Source organism: Paraburkholderia sp. WC7.3g (assembly GCF_050436345.1).
GTDB classification, from domain to species: domain Bacteria; phylum Pseudomonadota; class Gammaproteobacteria; order Burkholderiales; family Burkholderiaceae; genus Paraburkholderia; species Paraburkholderia podalyriae.
Map to the genome: position 1 here is coordinate 1,325,416 of NZ_JBNDMA010000001.1, position 17,608 is coordinate 1,343,023.

The 17,608-nt window shown below is 65.5% G+C and carries 13 protein-coding genes and 1 pseudogene; 7 read left to right on the forward strand and 7 right to left on the reverse strand.

What is annotated here, in order from left to right; translation table 11 throughout:
• Positions 1–185 precede the first annotated feature (185 nt).
• The 4 genes and pseudogenes from hpnD (at position 186) to OKW43_RS06175 (ending at position 5,154) form a co-directional block, all read left to right on the forward strand.
• Complete coding sequence (gene hpnD / locus OKW43_RS06160; protein WP_187635403.1) at positions 186–1,034, forward strand: presqualene diphosphate synthase HpnD; 849 nt, start codon at positions 186–188, stop codon at positions 1,032–1,034.
• 4 nt (positions 1,035–1,038) lie between these two features.
• Positions 1,039–2,307 carry a hydroxysqualene dehydroxylase HpnE gene (gene hpnE / locus OKW43_RS06165; protein WP_187635402.1) on the forward strand — a complete coding sequence of 423 codons (1,269 nt, stop codon included), beginning with the start codon at positions 1,039–1,041 and terminating at the stop codon, positions 2,305–2,307.
• A complete protein-coding gene (shc, locus tag OKW43_RS06170; RefSeq protein WP_429445876.1) occupies positions 2,304–4,388 on the forward strand; it encodes a squalene--hopene cyclase in 2,085 nt (694 codons plus the stop codon). Before hpnE ends, shc begins: the two co-directional genes overlap by 4 nt.
• Before the next feature lie 3 nt (positions 4,389–4,391).
• A pseudogene (locus tag OKW43_RS06175) lies at positions 4,392–5,154 on the forward strand (phosphorylase).
• 502 nt (positions 5,155–5,656) lie between these two features.
• Here the strand turns inward: OKW43_RS06175 and OKW43_RS06180 are convergent.
• Together OKW43_RS06180 and OKW43_RS06185 are read right to left on the reverse strand one after the other, a co-directional pair.
• Entirely contained in the window at positions 5,657–6,577 is a 921-nt protein-coding gene (locus OKW43_RS06180) for an MlaA family lipoprotein (RefSeq protein ID WP_429445878.1), read from the reverse strand.
• Positions 6,578–6,579: 2 nt separating this feature from the next.
• Positions 6,580–9,195, reverse strand: a complete 2,616-nt coding sequence (locus OKW43_RS06185; RefSeq protein WP_429445880.1) for an MMPL family transporter — start codon at positions 9,193–9,195, stop codon at positions 6,580–6,582.
• 211 nt (positions 9,196–9,406) lie between these two features.
• On the opposite strand from OKW43_RS06185, the gene OKW43_RS06190 reads away from it, so the two are divergent.
• Positions 9,407–10,009, forward strand: a complete 603-nt coding sequence (locus OKW43_RS06190; protein ID WP_187635397.1) for an MlaC/ttg2D family ABC transporter substrate-binding protein — start codon at positions 9,407–9,409, stop codon at positions 10,007–10,009.
• Between the two features lie 137 nt (positions 10,010–10,146).
• On the opposite strand, the gene hpnH is transcribed toward OKW43_RS06190, so the two are convergent.
• Together hpnH and ispH are read right to left on the reverse strand one after the other, a co-directional pair.
• On the reverse strand, positions 10,147–11,301 hold the full coding sequence (hpnH, locus tag OKW43_RS06195; protein ID WP_429445882.1) for an adenosyl-hopene transferase HpnH: 1,155 nt from the start codon (positions 11,299–11,301) through the stop codon (positions 10,147–10,149).
• A gap of 10 nt (positions 11,302–11,311) precedes the next feature.
• The gene (gene ispH / locus OKW43_RS06200; protein ID WP_429445885.1) at positions 11,312–12,256 is read right to left on the reverse strand and encodes a 4-hydroxy-3-methylbut-2-enyl diphosphate reductase; all 945 of its coding nucleotides are present in this window, start codon (positions 12,254–12,256) and stop codon (positions 11,312–11,314) included.
• A gap of 607 nt (positions 12,257–12,863) precedes the next feature.
• Here ispH and OKW43_RS06205 point away from each other — a divergent pair.
• A complete protein-coding gene (locus tag OKW43_RS06205; RefSeq protein WP_429445887.1) occupies positions 12,864–14,036 on the forward strand; it encodes a glycosyltransferase in 1,173 nt (390 codons plus the stop codon).
• An 84-nt stretch (positions 14,037–14,120) separates the two neighbouring features.
• Here OKW43_RS06205 and OKW43_RS06210 read toward each other — a convergent pair whose 3' ends face one another.
• The gene (locus OKW43_RS06210; RefSeq protein ID WP_429445889.1) at positions 14,121–14,675 is read right to left on the reverse strand and encodes a hypothetical protein; all 555 of its coding nucleotides are present in this window, start codon (positions 14,673–14,675) and stop codon (positions 14,121–14,123) included.
• Positions 14,676–14,774: 99 nt separating this feature from the next.
• A complete protein-coding gene (hpnA, locus tag OKW43_RS06215) occupies positions 14,775–15,785 on the reverse strand; it encodes a hopanoid-associated sugar epimerase (RefSeq protein WP_429445891.1) in 1,011 nt (336 codons plus the stop codon).
• 136 nt (positions 15,786–15,921) lie between these two features.
• Between hpnA and OKW43_RS06220 the strand changes: the two genes are divergently transcribed.
• Entirely contained in the window at positions 15,922–16,215 is a 294-nt protein-coding gene (locus OKW43_RS06220) for an acylphosphatase (RefSeq protein WP_187635391.1), read from the forward strand.
• Positions 16,216–16,326: 111 nt separating this feature from the next.
• Here OKW43_RS06220 and egtD read toward each other — a convergent pair whose 3' ends face one another.
• Complete coding sequence (gene egtD / locus OKW43_RS06225; RefSeq protein ID WP_429445893.1) at positions 16,327–17,310, reverse strand: L-histidine N(alpha)-methyltransferase; 984 nt, start codon at positions 17,308–17,310, stop codon at positions 16,327–16,329.
• Positions 17,311–17,608: the final 298 nt, after the last annotated feature.

The window sequence follows — 17,608 nt, forward strand, 5'->3', positions numbered from 1 at the left end:
TTCATTCCCGCCCCATTGGCCGGCGAAACTGCGGTCACCGGCAAAGATTGCTATACTTTTCGCCGTTTCCGGCCGCCCAGCCGGATGTTTCGCGCGTGTCCGCGCGCGTGGGCGCACCGCCCTGCGGGTCGGCATAAAAAACCTCTTTGAACGCCTTTCAGCGGGCGCCTCCAGCGGAGATCGTCTTGGCTGTTTCCAATCTTGTCGTGGACGATACTGAAATCGACGCCGCTGCCGCCACATCCGGCAGCTCGTTTTATCTCGCCATGCGCATCCTGCCGCCGGCGCAGCGCGATGCGATGTACCAGGTCTACGCCTTCTGCCGCGCCGTCGACGACATCGCCGACAGCGACCGGCCGCGCGCCGAACGCGCGGCCGGTCTCGAGCAATGGCGCGCCGACATCGACGCGTGCTATGCGGGCAAGCCGCGCGCGTCGCTACGCGCGCTGACGCGGCACATTCACACGTTTCATCTGCAACGCGAGGATTTTCACGCGATGATCGACGGCATGGCGATGGACGCCGCCGCCGACATCTGCGCGCCCGACGACGCCACGCTCGACCTCTATTGCGACCGCGTCGCGAGCGCGGCCGGCCGTCTGTCGGTGAGGATATTCGGGATGCGCGACGAGCCGGGCCGGCTGCTCGCGCATCATCTCGGCCGCGCGCTGCAGCTCACCAACATCCTGCGCGACATCGACGAAGACGCCGACATCAACCGCTGCTATCTGCCGCGCGAGTTGCTCGCGCGCGAAGGCATCGCGGTGACGAGCCCGACGCAGATCGCCGACGATCCGACTCTGCCGCTCGTCTGCGCGACGCTCGCCGAGCGCGCGAAGCAGCACTTCGCCGAGTCCGACGCGATCATGGATCGCGAGCCGCGCGGCCACGTGCGCGCACCGCGCATCATGTCGGGCGTCTATCGCGTGCTGCTCGAGCGCACGCTGGAGCGCGGCTTCGACGTTCCGCGCAGCAAGGTCAGCAAGCCGAAGCTGCGCCTGCTGTGGATCGTCGCGCGCTACGCGCTTTTCTGAGCTGATGCCGAGGCTCGTCCACGTAGTCGGCGCGGGCGTGGCCGGGCTCGCCGCCGCTGTGCAGTTGCAACGGCGCGGCGCGCGGGTCGTGCTGCATGAAGCGCAGCATTACGCGGGCGGCCGCTGCCGTTCATACTATGACGCGAAGCTCGGTGCGACGCTCGACAGCGGCAATCACGTCGTGCTGTCGGCCAATGCGGCGACGCTGAACTACACGCGCGCGATCGGCGCCGCCGGCGAACTGGTCGGCCCCGCGCGGCCCGAGTATCCGTTCGTCGATCTGGCCACGCGTGCGCGCTGGACCGTGCGTCTGTCGCCGGGGCGCTTGCCGTGGTGGATTTTCGATGCACGCGCGCGCGTGCCCAACACGGGCCCGACCGATTACCTGTCGCTCGTGCCGCTGCTGTTCGCGAAGCCGGGCCGCAGCGTCGCGCAGACGATGCGCTGCCACGGACCGCTGTGGGACCGGCTGCTGCGGCCGCTACTGCGTGCGCTACTGAATCTGGAGCCGGGCGATGCGTCGGCCGGGTTGACCGGCGCGCTCGTGCGCGAAACGCTGCTTGCGGGCGGGCTCGCGTGCCGGCCGCTGGTCGCGCGTAACGGTCTTGGCAGCGCGTTCGTCGATCCGGCGCTGCGGCTGTTGCAACATGGCGGCGCGACGATCCGGCTCGGTTCGCGTCTGCGCGACATCACGTTCGCGGCCGACCCGGCCCGTGTGCAGGCGCTGCATTTCGACGATGAGAGCATCGCGCTCGGCGCGAACGAGGCGGTGATTCTCGCGCTGCCGCCCGACGCTGCGGCGTCGCTGGTGCCGGGTCTGCGCGCGCCGACCCGCTTCGCGGCCGCGCTCAACGTGCATTTCGCGGTCGAGCCGCCGTTCGGCCTGCCGCAGATCACCGCGCTGCTGAACGGAACGGCCGAATGGCTGTTTGCGTTCGACGAGCGCCTGTCGGTGACGCTCAATGGCGCCGAGCGGCTCTTCGACACGCCGCACGACGCGCTCGCGGCGACCGTCTGGGCCGAGGTCGCGCAGGCGGTGAATCTGCCGCTCGCGCCGCTGCCGCGGTGGCAGGTCGTGATGGAACCGCGCGCGACGTTTGCCGCGCTGCCCGCGCAGGAGACGCTGCGGCCCGGCACGCGCACTCGCTGGAACAACTTGCTGCTCGCGGGCGACTGGACGGCAACCGGCCTGCCCGCGATGCTCGAAGGCGCGATCCGCTCCGGCCAGAAGGCCGCGGACACGTTTCTGAATCAACCGATGGAACGCCGATGAACGACTTATCTCAAACCCCGCCGCTCGACGCGGTGCTGCCCGAAGCCGCCGATGCGGCGCTGAATCCGGCCGAAGCTGCCGTGGTTGCCAACGCGCCCGCCGTGGCGGACGCATTGGCAACCGCAACGCCGGCGCCTGAGCAAGGCGACGGCGCGAGCGCGCTCGACACATCGATCACGCGCGCGACCGATGCGATCCTGGCCGCGCAGCGTCCCGACGGCCATTGGCTCTACGAACTCGAAGCCGACGCGACGATTCCTGCCGAATACGTGCTGCTGGTTCACTATCTCGGCGAAACGCCGAACCTCGAACTCGAACAGAAGATTGCGCGTTATCTGCGCCGCATCCAGTTGCCGAACGGCGGCTGGCCGCTATTTGCCGACGGCGCGCTCGACGTCAGCGCGAGCGTGAAGGCGTACTTCGCGCTGAAGATGATCGGCGACCCGATCGACGCCGAGCACATGGTGCGCGCGCGCGACGCGATCCTCGCGCACGGCGGCGCGGAACACGTGAACGTGTTCACGCGAATCCTGCTTGCCCTGTTTGGCGTGGTGTCGTGGCGTGCGGTGCCGATGATGCCGGTCGAGATCATGCTGCTGCCGATGTGGTTCCCGTTCCATCTGTCGAAGGTGTCGTATTGGGCGCGTACCGTGATCGTGCCGCTGCTCGTGCTCAACGCGAAGCGGCCGCTCGCGCGCAATCCGCGTAAAGTGCGCATCGACGAACTGTTCCGCGGCGCGCCGGTGAACACCGGCATGAAGGAGCGCGCACCGCATCAGCACGCGGGCTGGTTCGGCTTTTTCCGTTGTGTCGATACGGTGCTGCGCGCGGTCGACGGCCTGTTGCCGAAGGCGAACCGCGAGCGCGCAATCCGCGCGGCTGTCGCGTTCGTCGACGAACGGCTGAACGGCGAGGACGGCCTCGGCGCGATTTTCCCGGCGATGGCCAACTCGGTGATCATGTACGACGTGCTCGGCTATCCGGCCGATCATCCGCATCGCGCGATCGCGCGCAAGTCGCTCGACAAGCTGCTCGTCATCAAGGACGACGAAGCCTATTGCCAGCCGTGTCTGTCGCCGGTGTGGGACACGTCGCTCGCCGCGCACGCGCTGCTCGAAACCGGCGAGGCGCGCGCCGAACAGGCGGCCGAACGCGGGCTCGAGTGGCTGCGGCCGCTGCAGATTCTCGATGTGCGCGGCGACTGGATTTCGCGCCGCGCGAACGTGCGGCCGGGCGGCTGGGCGTTCCAGTACAACAACGCGCATTACCCCGATGTCGATGATACGGCGGTGGTCGCGATGGCGATGCACCGCTCTGCGGCGCTCACGCAATCCGATGTGGATCACGAAGCGATCGCGCGCGCGCGCGAATGGGTGGTCGGCATGCAGAGCAGCGACGGCGGCTGGGGCGCGTTCGAACCGGAAAACACGCAGTACTACCTGAACAACATTCCGTTCTCGGACCACGGCGCGCTGCTCGATCCGCCGACCGCGGACGTGTCGGGCCGCTGTCTGTCGATGCTCGCGCAGATCGGCGAGCTGCCACCAAGCAGCGAGCCGGCGCGGCGCGCGTTTGACTACATGCTGCAGGAGCAGGAGTCGGACGGCAGCTGGTACGGCCGCTGGGGCCTGAACTACATCTACGGCACGTGGACCGCGCTGTGCTCTCTGAACGCGGCCGGTATGCCGCACGACGACCCGCGCATGCGGCGCGCGGTGCAATGGCTCGTGTCGATCCAGAACGAGGACGGCGGCTGGGGCGAGGGCGGCGAGAGCTACAAGCTCGACTATCGCGGCTACGAGCGCGCGCCGAGCACCGCGTCGCAAACCGCGTGGGCGTTGCTCGGGCTGATGGCGGCGGGCGAGGTCGATCACCAGGCGGTAGCGCGCGGTATCGACTATCTGCGGCGTGAGCAGCGCGAGCATGGGTTGTGGGACGAAACGCGCTTTACCGCGACCGGCTTTCCGCGCGTGTTTTATCTGCGCTACCACGGCTATCGCAAGTTCTTCCCGCTGTGGGCGCTCGCGCGCTTCCGTCATCTGAAGCGCAATGGGCTCACGCGCGTCGCGGTTGGGATGTGACGGATGTCTGTGTCGATGATCCCGTCCGTCGGGGCGGGCGATAGCAGCTTGCCGGTGATCGTCGTGGCGGGCATGGCGTTCGAGGCGCGCATTGCGCGTGGCGACGGCAGCGAGCGCGTCGAGGTCGTGTATGCCGCGCGCGCCGATCTGCTCGAGCGCGCGCTGAACGCGGCGGTCGCTCGCGGCGCGGCGGGGATCGTCAGTTGTCGGCACCGCGGGTGGACTCGCGCCGGATTTGGAGCCGGGCGCGCTGATCGTAGCGGATGTGGTGTATGGGCCGTTTGGGCGTATCGATACGGATCGGCAGTGGACCGAGCGGATCGCCGCCGCCGTGACGGCTGAAGGGCTCGCGGGACGTCTGCGCCGCGGCGCGATGGCGGCGGTCGCCGCGCCGTTGATCACCGCTGAAGACAAACGCGCGCTGCACGAATCGACCGGCGCGCTCGCGGTGGACATGGAATCGCATATCGCCGGCGCAACCGCTGCCGCGCACGGTGTGCCGTTCGCCGTGTGTCGCGCGGTCGTCGATCCTGCCTGGCGTACGCTGCCGCCCGCCGCGACGGCGGGCTTGCGCGACGACGGCACCACGGCGCTGGGGCTGATTCTGCGCCAACTGCTGCGGCAACCGTCGCAACTCGGCGCGCTGCTGCGCCTGGCCGCCGATGCGCGCGCCGCGCGGATGACGCTGGTAGAGACGCGACGGGCGCTAGGCAAGGGCGGTGCGCTGCGGACTACAAAATCTACCGTTCCGAATGACAATGAGTAAATTTCTTTTACGCGCTTTTGCGTCACTGGCTCTTGCGTCACTGGCTCTTGCGTTGGCACTCGTGCCGGGTGTCACCACCGCAGCGACTCCGGATACACCAGATGCCGCTGTGAAGGCGTTTCGACTATCGCCATAAACGCTTGCCGGGCGGTGCCGACTACTTCACGCGAGTGCAAGACCTCGATCCGCAAGCATGGCTCAAAACGATGACTTTGCATCCGGCGATCGCGCTTGGCGGAACGGCGGTAATACCAGTGACGTTCGGGTCGACGGAAAAACAGAATCTCGTCGTGTTCGTTGCAAGGAGAACGGAAACTGGCGGATAACCAAGGTAGAAGACACAACCGGTTATCAGGGATTCCACCAGTACGACCCGATGGATTAGTGAATGCGTTTAGCTCGGCGGTTTTGTCGGGCGACAGTTCGGCTGTACTTCCGAGCGCCTGATTGAAGCGCTATGGCATTGCCGGCGCGGCGGCCGGTTCCCCGGCCACCGCAATCGCTATTGCGGGGCCGATGCCGGCTCGGCTGGCACGGCCTTCCCGCCGGACTCACCCGGATCGTTGTAATTCGGCAGCGCGGCCGGCGCGCCCTTGGTCGCGCCGCCCGCTCCCGAGGCCCCATTCGGGCCGACGTCGCCCGGATCAGAGTAGTTCGGCAGGCCGCCCGCGGGCGCGCCGGCCGCGGGCGCGGCAGCCGGGCCCGTATCGCCGTGATCGTCGTAATTCGGCAGTGGCGCAGGGATATTGCTCGTGCCGCGCAGACGCGCGAGACGCTGCTGCGTGTAGGCATCACGGACGAACGAGTATTTGTCGAGCGCGGCCTGCTCCAGAAGGCTGGTCGCGCCGAGCAGATCCGAACGCGTGCTCACGAACTGCAGCACGTACAGCGGATTGCGGGTCGCGGGCTCGATATAGTTCAGCGGATTGAACTTCACATCGACGACGAGCCCCATGCTGTCGCGCACCGTGCTCGGCCCGAACAGCGGCAGCACCAGATACGGACCCGACGGAATGCCCCAATGCCCGAGCGTCAGACCGAAGTCCTGATGATGCTTGGGCAGACCGGCAGGTGTCGCCCAGTCGAGCAGGCCGCCAAGACCAAACACCGAGTTGAACGCGAAGCGCATGATGTCTTCGGTCGCATCGGTGATCTTCAGTTGCAGCAGCGCGTTGGCGGCGTTGGTGAGGTCGCCGAGGTTCGAGAAGAAATTGCTGACGGCCGTGCGCAGCGGCTGCGGCGTCACCTTCTGGTAGCCCTTCGCGACCGGCACGGCGATATAGCGATCGACGCCGTCGTTGAAAGTGAAGATCGCCCGGTTCACCGGCTCGAATGGATCGCCCGGCTTGCGGTCGGGGGCGGTCGCGCAGCCGGAAATGAGACCCGCGGCGGTGATCGCCAGCGCGGTGTTACGCAGCTTCATGCTTATATTCCCTTTTGCTTCGCGCGACGTTGACGCGGCTTGCCCATCAGCACCGGCTGGAAAACCACCGCGCCGATCAGCGTGCAGAACAACGAAAGCGCGAGCAGCTTGCCCATGCTGGACGTGCCCGGATGATGCGACAGCCACAGGCTACCAAACGCGGTGGCCGTTGTGGCAGCGCTGAACAGCACCGCATGCGTGAGGCTCGACTGCAACAGACCGGTCTGGCCGTGGCGCCACGCCATCACGAAGTAGATCTTGAACGCGACGCCGACCCCGAGCATCAACGGCAACGCGATGATGTTCGCGAAGTTCAGCGGCATGCCGAACACCACGCACAACTCAAGCGTGACGAGCGCGGAGACCAGCAGCGGCACCAGCGTGCGCAGCACGTCACCGACACGGCGCAACGCGATCCATAGCAGCACGGCGATCGACAGCAGCGCGTAGACGGCTGCTTGCAGGAACGCCTTGATGATCGTGTCGGCCGAATGCAGGATCGAGATCGGTCCGCCGATCGCGCCCGGTTCCGCCTTCTTAACTGCGTGCGCGAAACGGGCGAGCATCCGGTCGTCGTTCGGATCGACGCCGGGCGGCACCTTCGGCGCGATATCGACGAGCGCGCGACCGCCCTTGCCAATCCACATCGCGGTGATGCCCGGGGGCACGTTCTGCCGGGTGATTTCGGTCGGCTGCAGAAGGTTCTCCAGTTGCTTCAACGCGATGCGCAGCGTGTCGGACATTGCAACTTCGGCGCGCTCGCGCGTGGCGGCGTCGGCGGCGGCGAGCTTCTGCAAGGTCGCGGACAGGTGCTGCGCCTCCGCCGCGCCCGGTCCCGGATGGTCCTCGGCGGCGAGCGACAACTGATTCGCCGCGCGCTTCAATGCGGCGACGCGTACGTTGTCGGTGGCCTGCGGCGCGGGCTGTTGTTGCAGCGCCGGCAGCAGTTGCTGCGCGGCGCTCGCGATCAGCATCATCTTCTGCTGCTGGTCGGCCGGCACGAAGGTGCTCAGCGTGTTGACGCGGCCCACTTCCGGCAGCTTGCGCAGTCGCTCCGCGATAGCGTCGGCGTCGGCAAGCGATGGCGCCAGCGCCTGCACGTTGTTGACCGCGGCTTCGGGCGAATCCTTCAGCGACAGCAACGTCGCCAGCGATTCCGTATGCGGGTCCTTCAGATGCAGCGGGTTGAAGTCGAAACGCAGGTGCGTGAGCAGCGGCGTCGCGCCGAGCACGACCAGCAGCGTGCCGATCAGCACCGGCTTGCGATGACGGTCGAGGAAATCGTCGACGGGCTCGAGCTGCTTGAAACCGGGCGAGGCGACTTCGCCCGGCGGATTGAAAAGCTTCAGCAGCGCCGGCAGCAGCGTCATGTTGGTGAAGTATGCGACGAACATGCCGACGCCCGCGATCTGACCCAGCTCCGACACGCCGCGATACGCGGTCGGCAGGAACGAGAAGAAGCTCAGCGCGACCGCGACGGCCGCCAGAGTGAGCGGCACGCCGATGCTATGCGCGGTGTGCATCAGCGCGGCCGACAGCCGGTCGTCGCGGTTGCGCTCCTCGCGATACTTGACACCGAACTGCACGCCGAAATCGACGCCGAGCCCGACGAACAGCACCATGAACGCGACCGAAATCATGTTGAGCGCGCCGACCATCAACAGGCCGAGTGCGGCCGTGATCGCGAGGCCGACGAACAGCGTGATGAACACCGCCGCGATCATGCGGCCCGAGCGCAGCGCGAGCCACAGAATGATCAGCACGACGATGAAGCTGCCGATGACATTCAGCACTGCGCCGTCCTGGACGGACGCGAACTCCTCGTCGGCGAGCGGCTGCTCGCCGGTCAGGCGAACCGTCGCGCCGTAGCGCGATTCGAGATGCAGCGAAACCGCGGTTGCGCGAATCGCCCTCGATGCGCTCGCGCCCGGCTCCAGCGCATCGTAGTTGACGACCGGCCGCACGACGATGAACGAGCGCGCCGGATCGGTGGTGGCGCCTTTATCGACGAGCGCGCGCCACGAGAACGCAGCGGGCTGGCCGGCCAGCACGCGATCGAGCGTGTTCGCGCTTTGTGAAAGCAGCCGGCTCATGTCGGCGAGTTTGACCTGGCCGAGTTGCAGCGGCAGCAGCAGAGTCGTGGTCAGCGTGCCGGCGAGACCGGTCAGGCTCGGATCATGCGCAAGCGTGTTGACGAGCGGGCGCGACTGCACGAGTTGCGAAGTGGTGGACATCACCTCGTCGGTGGACAGAAACAGCAGGCCGTTGTGTTCGAAGAACGAGCCGCCGGCGGGCTGCGAGACTGACGTGAACTCCGTCGGATCGGCTCTGAGCGCGGCGGTCAGCGCGTTGGCGGCGGCGTCGGCGAACTCGGGCGCGCGCGCCTCGATGACCACCAGCACGCTGTCGCCGCGATCAGGGAAGGCTGCGTCGAGTGCGTTCTGGACAGCCGACCATTGCTTGTTGGTCTCGACGAGACGGCTGATGTCCGTGTTGATCTTGAAGTTATGCGCGACGTATATGCCGCTCAGGACTGCGAGCACGATCGACAGCGCGATGATCCTCAGCGGATGGCGCACCGAGTACGCGACGAGACGGACGATAGATGACTTCAGCATGTAGGCGGACGTGGCCTTATCACGGATGTTGTTTTTGACGAAGGTGCATAAGTATACAGAGCCCGGGCAAGCAAGCCCGACTTCGGTAGCAAGTACGGCTCCCGGCGGCTTGGCCGGGATGGGAACGCAATCCCCGCTATACTGGTCTACCCCTCTTTAGCCGCGGGGCTGTTGCCCGCCGGCGCTACTTCTTTCGAGTCATGACAAGCGTATGAAACGATATCTGACTGCTTTTGTGGCTGCGGCCGTGGTATCTACGGCGGCGTTCGCGCAGAGCGCACCCGACGCCGTGGTAAAAAGTGCGGTCCAGGGCACGGTGACTGCAATGAAGGCTGACCCGCAGGCGCGCGGCGGCGACATGGCGAAGATCACCCAGGTCGTCCAGACGCACTTCCTGCCCGCCACCGACTTCCAGCGCACCACGCGTATCGCGGTCGGCAAGCCGTGGTCGACCGCGACGCCGGAGCAGCAGAAGGAGCTGTACGAGCAGTTTACGCTGCTGCTCACGCGCACCTATGCCGCATCGCTATCGCAACTGCGCGACCAGGACGTGAAGTTCCAGTTTGCGCCGGTAAGCGTGCCCGGCGGCGCCTCCGACGTCGTCGTGCAATCGCACGTGATCAGCAACGGCGGCGACGATGCGATCGACTACCGGCTCACCAAGGGGGCGTCGGGCTGGAAGATCTACGACATCAACATGATGGGCGCCTGGCTGATCCAGGTGTACCAGACGCAGTTCGCCGACCAGATCGCCAAAGGCGGTATCGACGGGCTGATCAAATTCCTGACCGCGCACAATGCGCGCGGTGCGTAAGCGGGGCGACAGAAGTTTTGATCGATAAAGAAAAGCGCGGTGGCCTCGACTGGCCACCGCGCTTTTTTTCATGCTGCTTGCGCTAACAATCAGGCGCGATACAGGGGCGGCGCGCGGCCGCCATCCTGTCGAGCGCTTCAGTGCGCCGCCGTCGCGGTCTCCACCTTCTTGCCCTTGCCGGCGCGCGTGATTTCTTCGAGCTTGATCTCGACGTGACGCGAGAACATGTATTCGGCGGGACGCTGCTTGTCGAGCGGGATGTCCTGCGCGAACGCGCCCGTCGTCTTCGGACCGCGCATGCTGACCTTCAATGCCTTCAGCGGGTGCGCGACCGTGTCCATCACGGCCGTCGCTTCGAATCCGCAGTGGACCATGCAGTCCGCGCACTTTTCGTAGTTGCCGGTGCCGTACTTGTCCCAGTCCGTGGTTTCCATCAGTTCCTTGAAGGTCTTCACGTAGCCTTCGCCGACCAGATAGCACGGCTTTTGCCAGCCGAATACGGTACGCGCCGGGTTGCCCCACGGCGTGCATTCGTAGGTCTGGTTGCCCGCGAGGAAGTCGAGGAACATGGCCGACTGGCTGAACGACCAGTTCTTGCCGTTGTTGCCGCGCTTGAAGATCTCGCGGAACAGTTGCTTGGTCTTGTCGCGGTTCAGGAAGTGCTGCTGATCCGGCGCGCGCTCATACGCATAACCGGGCGACACCGTGATGCCGTCGACGCCCATCGGGCCCAGCGTGTCGAAGAACTTCGCCACGCGTTCCGGCTGCGCGTCGTTGAACAGCGTGCAGTTGATGTTCACGCGGAAGCCGCGGCGCTTCGCTTCGCGGATCGCGGCGACGGCCTTCTCATACACGCCTTCCTGCGACACCGAGTGATCGTGCACTTCCTTGTCGCCGTCGAGGTGAACCGACCACACGAAGTACGGATTCGGCTCGTAGTCGTCCATCTTCTTTTCCATCAACAGCGCGTTCGTGCACAGGTACACGAACTTCTTGCGCGCCATGATGCCCTTGACGATTTGCGGCATTTCCTTGTGCAGCAGCGGCTCGCCACCCGCGATCGACACGACCGGCGCGCCGCATTCGTCGACGGCCTGCAGGCATTCTTCCAGCGACAGACGCTGGTTCAGGATTGGATCCGGATAGTCGATCTTGCCGCAGCCATTGCAGGCGAGATTGCAGCGAAACAGCGGCTCCAGCATCAGGGCGAGCGGATAGCGTTTGTTGCCGGAGAGATGCTGGCGCATGATGTATGCGCCGACGCGGACCTTCTGTAGCAGCGGAATAGACAAGGCGTCCTCCTTAAACTTCGCGTGCAGCGAGTGGTTGCATCAGTTTCGATGGCAACTTGAATTCGACTTTTTCTTCATGGCCCGCCATCGTCGTGACATCGACGGGCCCCAATGCGCGCAGCGCATCGATCACGTTTTCGACCATTTCTTCGGGTGCCGACGCGCCGGCCGTGATGCCGACCGTCCGCACGCTGGCGAACCATTCCGCCTTCACTTCGGAGCCGTCGGCGACGAGGTAGCTCGCCACGCCACTTTCGCTGCCGATTTCGCGCAGCCGGTTCGAGTTCGAGCTGTTGGTCGCGCCGACCACCAGCAGCACGTCGACCTCTTTGCTCAACGCGCGCACTGCCGCCTGGCGGTTCTGCGTCGCATAGCAGATGTCGCGCGTGTCGGGACCGACGATGTCGGTGAAGCGGCGCATCAGCGCGTCGATGATGCCGCGCGTGTCGTCCACCGACAGCGTGGTTTGCGTCACGTAGGCGAGCGGCGTATCTTCCCGCAACTCGAGCTTCGCGACTTCTGCCTCGCTCTGCACGAGCAGCACCTTGCCGGGAATCTGGCCGATCGTGCCTTCAACTTCGGGATGGCCGGCGTGGCCGATCAGGATCAGCGTGCGGCCGGCGGCCACGTACTGACGACCCTGCACGTGCACCTTGGTCACGAGCGGGCAGGTCGCGTCGAGCACGTCGAGGCCGCGCGCTTCGGCATCACGTTCGACGGTTTTCGCCACGCCATGCGCGCTGAATATCGCGACGGCACCTTGCGGCACTTCATCGAGTTCCTCGACGAAACGTGCGCCCTTCTGGCGTAGATTGTCGACCACGTGACGATTGTGGACAATCTCGTGGCGGACATACACGGGCGCGCCGTGTTGCCGTAACGCACGATCGACGATTTCGATTGCGCGGACAACGCCCGCACAAAAGCCGCGGGGCTGAGCAAGGATGACTCGCATAAATTGGCGAACTCCAACTAACGCGGGTTTCGAAGAAGTCGTGACACTGACTTTATCGCCGCGCTCATCTTGATTAGTTGACGTCTTGAGCCCGGCGACGGGCCGGTACAGCAAAACCAAACGCGCATTCTAACGCTATCGGGGCCGCTTTGCTTTTTTGGCGCGGCCCGTGTGTTGGGCGCTTGCTGCAGCCGCTGGGCCTTGCAGAGGACCGCGGCTGCGAGCGTTACAACGATGTAAGGATCCAGCGCGAAAATGCCTCGCAACGCGCCCGGCCACGCCCCACACTGCACCGCCACGGCGGAACCCTTAAACTACCGTTCCTTGCTGCGCGCACGGCGCGCTGTATTACAGAATGGTTTCGAGGCTCGCGCGATGGACGCCGATCAACACGAAAACCTTCCGATCGCGACGGGGTGCTGCCGAAGGTGCTGCGCGCGCCCGTCGATATTATCTACCAGGTCGTGCGAGCGCGCGGGTTCCGATGTATTGCGCGAGCGTGCGGTGCTCGCCCTGTTCGACTGATGCGCGGTGGCGGCGCGCACCTGTCCATGGAACTATCGAGACGCGTCGGCATGGCGGCGCGCACAATCGAGGGTAATGCTTAATGGCGGTGGTCCTGTTCGTTCTTTCGTGTATTTCCCTGCTGATCTGGTGCGTGCTGCTGTTCGCGCGCGGCGGCTTCTGGCGCGCGAGTCCCGCAGCGCCGCTCAATATCGCTGCGCGCGACGCATGGCCGGCCGTCGCGGCCGTCGTGCCGGCACGCAATGAAGTCGACGTGATCGCCGAGGCGGTCACGTCGCTGCTGAAGCAGGACTATGCGGGCGCGTTCCACGTGATCGTCGTCGATGATCACAGCACCGACGGCACCGCCGACGCCGCGCGGGCCGCCGCGTTAAAGCTGCAATGCCCGGAGCGCCTCACCGTGCTGAGTGCGAAGCCGTTGCCGCCTGGCTGGTCCGGCAAGGTGTGGGCGCAATCGCAGGGCATCGAGGCGGTGCGCGCGCTCGATCTGCGCGCCGAATTCCTGCTGCTGACCGATGCCGACATTGGCCATCCTGCGGAGGCGTTGACACAGCTCGTCGCTCGCGCGGACGTCGAAAAGCGCGACCTCGTCTCGCTGATGGTCAGGCTGCGCTGCGATTCGTTCTGGGAAAAGGCGCTGATTCCAGCCTTCGTGTTCTTCTTCGCGAAGCTGTATCCGTTCGCGTGGGTCAACAATCCGCGCAACCGCACCGCGGCCGCGGCGGGCGGCTGCATGCTGGTGCGTCGCGCGGCGCTCGAGGAAGCGGGCGGCATCGATTCGATCCGCGCCGAGCTGATCGACGATTGCAGTCTCGCCGCGCGCATCAAGCATCGCGGCACCGGGCGCCATCCGATCCGGCTCGACGTGGCGGCGAAGAGCGTGTCGCTGCGTCCTTACGATAGTTGGCGCGACATCTGGAACATGATCGCGCGCACCGCGTTCACGCAGCTGCGCTACTCGCCGCTGCTGCTCGCCGGCACGCTTCTCGGCATGGCGATCATCTATCTGTTGCCGCCGATCGCGGCGTTGATCCTCGGGCCGCTCGGCTGGCCGGCCTGGATTGCGTGGGCGGCGATGTGCTGCGCGTATGCGCCGATGCTCGTCTACTACCGGCGCTCGCCGCTGTGGGCGCCGTTTCTGCCGCTCGTGGCGTTGTTCTATGTTGGCGCGACCTTCGCATCGGCGGTGCGTTACTGGCGTGGCAAGGGTGGGCAGTGGAAGGCGCGCGTGCAGGCGCCCGTGCAGGAGCGCTGAAGTCTGGCGATGGCCGATGCCATTGTCGGAGGCAGGCGTAAAAAAAGCGGCTCCTGGCCGCTTTTTTACATCATGCTTCTTTCTTCACGCGTTGGTCAGCATCATGTACATCTGGATCACGATGTCCGGCGAGAACGTGAACGGCACCCAGCCGTGGCCGGTGTGGCGCATCACGAGCAGGCGGTCACCGTTCGACTGCTTCTGCACGGCCATCATCGGATTCTTCGTCGAGACGAATTGCCAACCCGGCGGGATCTCCTGTGGCTGCTCCGGCGTCATCGACGCACGCGCGTTCGACAGCTCCTCGATCAGCCGGCTGATCTGATCCGGGCGCAGCGCGACGGTCTGGTTGCCGATTGTCATCGTGATTTCGTCGCGCGCGGGCCGGTTGATTTCGAGCGTCGGCTGGAGTTGCTGGGCGGCGGGCTCGGCGTTCGTTTCGGGGTTCGCCCCGGTGATCGCTTCGGTGATCGCGGGCTGTTCCGCCGCCGCGTCGTGCTCGGCATGCTCCGCCGCCGCGGGCAATGCCGCCGCGTCAGCGCTTGTCTCGGGAGTGTTCTCGGCCTGCGTGGCCACGACAGCCTGAATGAGCTGATCGACGCCCATTTCCAGCGCGCCGAGCTGTTCGTGAAGATTCATGCGAGGTTTCTCAGGTAGGACCCGCGATTTTACCTGCTGCGCACGAGGTTGGACCCGTCGCCGGCGCGGGACTTGTAACAAAATGCTCATGCCCGCCGCTCAGCGCTTCAGAAACCCCGCCTGCCGGAACCATTCGAGCGCATCGGCGAGACCCTCGCGATAAGGCCGCGCGCGATACCCCAGTTCGCGTTCCGCCTTCGCCGACGTGAAATACATTTTGTTCTTCGACATCTTCAGCCCGTCGACGGTGACGAACGGTTCGCGTCTCGTGAATTTGGCGACCGCTTCCGCGCCCATCGCGAGCGGATACAGAGGCCAGCGCGGCAGACTCAGCGTCGGCGCCTTGCGGCCGGTCAGCGCGGCGATATCGGCGAGCATCTGCTGCAGCGGCAGATTCTCGCCGCCGAGAATATAGCGTTCGCCGATCTTGCCGCGTTCGAGCGCGAGGAAATGGCCGGTGGCGACGTCGTCGACATGCACTAGGTTCAGCCCGGTATCGACGAATGCGGGAATCTTGCCGAGCGCCGCCTCGACGATGATGCGCCCGGTCGGCGTCGGCTTAACGTCGCGCGGGCCGATCGGGGTCGATGGATTGACGATCACCGCGGGCAGACCGTCCTCGGCGATCATGCGCTCGACCGCGCGCTCGGCGAGCACCTTGCTGCGCTTGTAGACGCCGATCGCCTGGTCGGCGCGAAGCGGCGAGGTTTCGTCGGCGGACTGGCCGGAGCTCGTTACCTTCAGCGTTGCGACGCTGCTCGTGTACACGATGCGCTCGACGCCTTCCTTCAACGCCGCGCGCATCGTCGCCTCGGTGCCTTCGAGATTCGCGCGCTCGATCTCGCCAGGGTCGGGCGCCCACAGCCGATAATCGGCGGCCACGTGCAGCAAATAGCGCACGCCGCGCAGCGCGTTGCGCATCGACGCTTCGTCGCGCATGTCGCCGACGACGATTTCCGCATCGAGCGATTCGAGGTTCTTGCGCGGACTGGTAGCGCGCACCAGCACGCGCACTCGAAAGCCTTTGCTCTGCGCGATGCGCGCCACCGACGAGCCGACGAAGCCGGACGCGCCGGTCACGAGCACGAGATCGCGATTGTGTTCGGTCATTCTGTTTCCATTTCCTGCGTGACGGTCGACGGATTGTACGTGGCGCGCGCAAGAGATGGCGTTGTCGACATGCTCGCCGCGACACGACTAGAATGCCCGCTTGAAAGACTGTCAGGCATTAAAAGGAGGTAGCGGCATGGCCCCGGATCTGGATCAGCGGATCGAAACGTATTACGCGCTGGTGCGCGGCACCGTGCAGGGCGTCGGCTTTCGCCAGGCGACGGTGCGCCAGGCGCACGCGCTCGGCATCAAGGGATGGGTCGCGAATCTCGACGACGGTTCGGTCGAGGCGATGTTGCAGGGACCGGCCAACCAGATCGACCGGATGCTGTCTTGGTTGCGTCACGGACCGCCGGCGGCGCGCGTGACCGAGGTGAGCGGCGAAGAGCGCGCGACGGACAAGCGTTACGAGCGCTTCGAGCAGCATTGAGCGAAAGCTGCACGAGAAAAAAAGCGGCGCGCCGTCCAGAGGAGGGCGCGCCGCTTTTTCGTTTGCTGCGTATCTGCTGCTGTCTGCCGCTGTCTGCCGTGTTGTCAGCGCTTAGCGCACCACCAGCAAACTCTCCGCAAATCCCCACTGATCCTCGATCCATTGATGGCTGCATACGAAGCCGGCGCCATCGGCGATCGCGGGCAATTCGTCCGCGCGATACTTGTGGCTGCTTTCGGTCCAGATCGTCTCGCCTTCCTTCAGCGACACCGTCAGCTGCGCGGCGCGCACATGCACCGTGAGATCGCGCTTCGCGCGCAGATGCATCTCGATGCTGCGCGCGTCCGGATTGAAGCGCGCCACGTGCTCGAACTCATCGAGCGGAAAGTCGCCGTCGAGTTCGCGGTTGATGCGCGCGAGCAGGTTCAGATTGAACGACGCGGTCACGCCGATCGCGTCGTCGTACGCGGCGACCAGCACCGGCGTCGGTTTGATCAGATCGGTGCCGAGCAGCAACGCGTCGCCGGGCGCGAGCATGTTGCGTATCTCGCGCAGAAAACGCGTCGCCGCAAGCCTGCCGAAATTGCCGATCGTGCTGCCGAGAAACAGCACGAGCAACCGGTCGCCGGGCGCGCGCTGCCGGCTGACTTCGGCGAGGCCGGCCAGATAGTCGCGCTCATAACCGACGATCGAAATCCGTTCGATGTCGCCGAGCTCGCGCCGGCACAACTGCAACGCACTGCGCGAAATTTCAATCGGGCAGTAGGAAGTAGGGCGTTTTTTACACAGTGCCTCGAGAATGCGCCGCGTTTTGCGGCCGCTGCCGCTGCCGAGTTCGGCGACCGTCACGTCGTGCGGCAAATGCTCGACGATATCGGCCGCGTGGTTCGTGAGCAGCCGTTCCTCGGCGCGCGTAACGCCGTATTCGGGCAATACGGTAATCACTTCAAAAAGTGCGGAGCCGACTTCGTCGTACAGATACTTCGACGGCAGCTCTCGCTGCGGCGTGTGGGTGAGGCCGGCGTACACGTCGGCGGCGAAGGCGCGACGCAGTTCGGAAGGCGAGTTGCTAAGCGATAGGGCTGGCTGGGTCATGCGGGCTCCAGTAGTCACATTCGATGAGCGGGATTGCTGCCGGGCGGTGGCATGCGCGATAAAACGCGGTTCAGGCATGCCGTGGGCGAGATGCGCGGGCGTCGATTCGTGGCGGCCCACAAGACTACGCTCGGAGCTGCATTCGCCGACCCGGCTCGTGGCTATTGCTCGTTTCGTGCCGCCGTGGCTGTCATTGTCGCGAGTGATGCCGCCACAGCGAGCGAAACTACGCAGCAAGATTCGCGCGAGGTGATGACGAACCGGAAATGGCGATTCGCCGGCCGCGGCGCATGAAGTT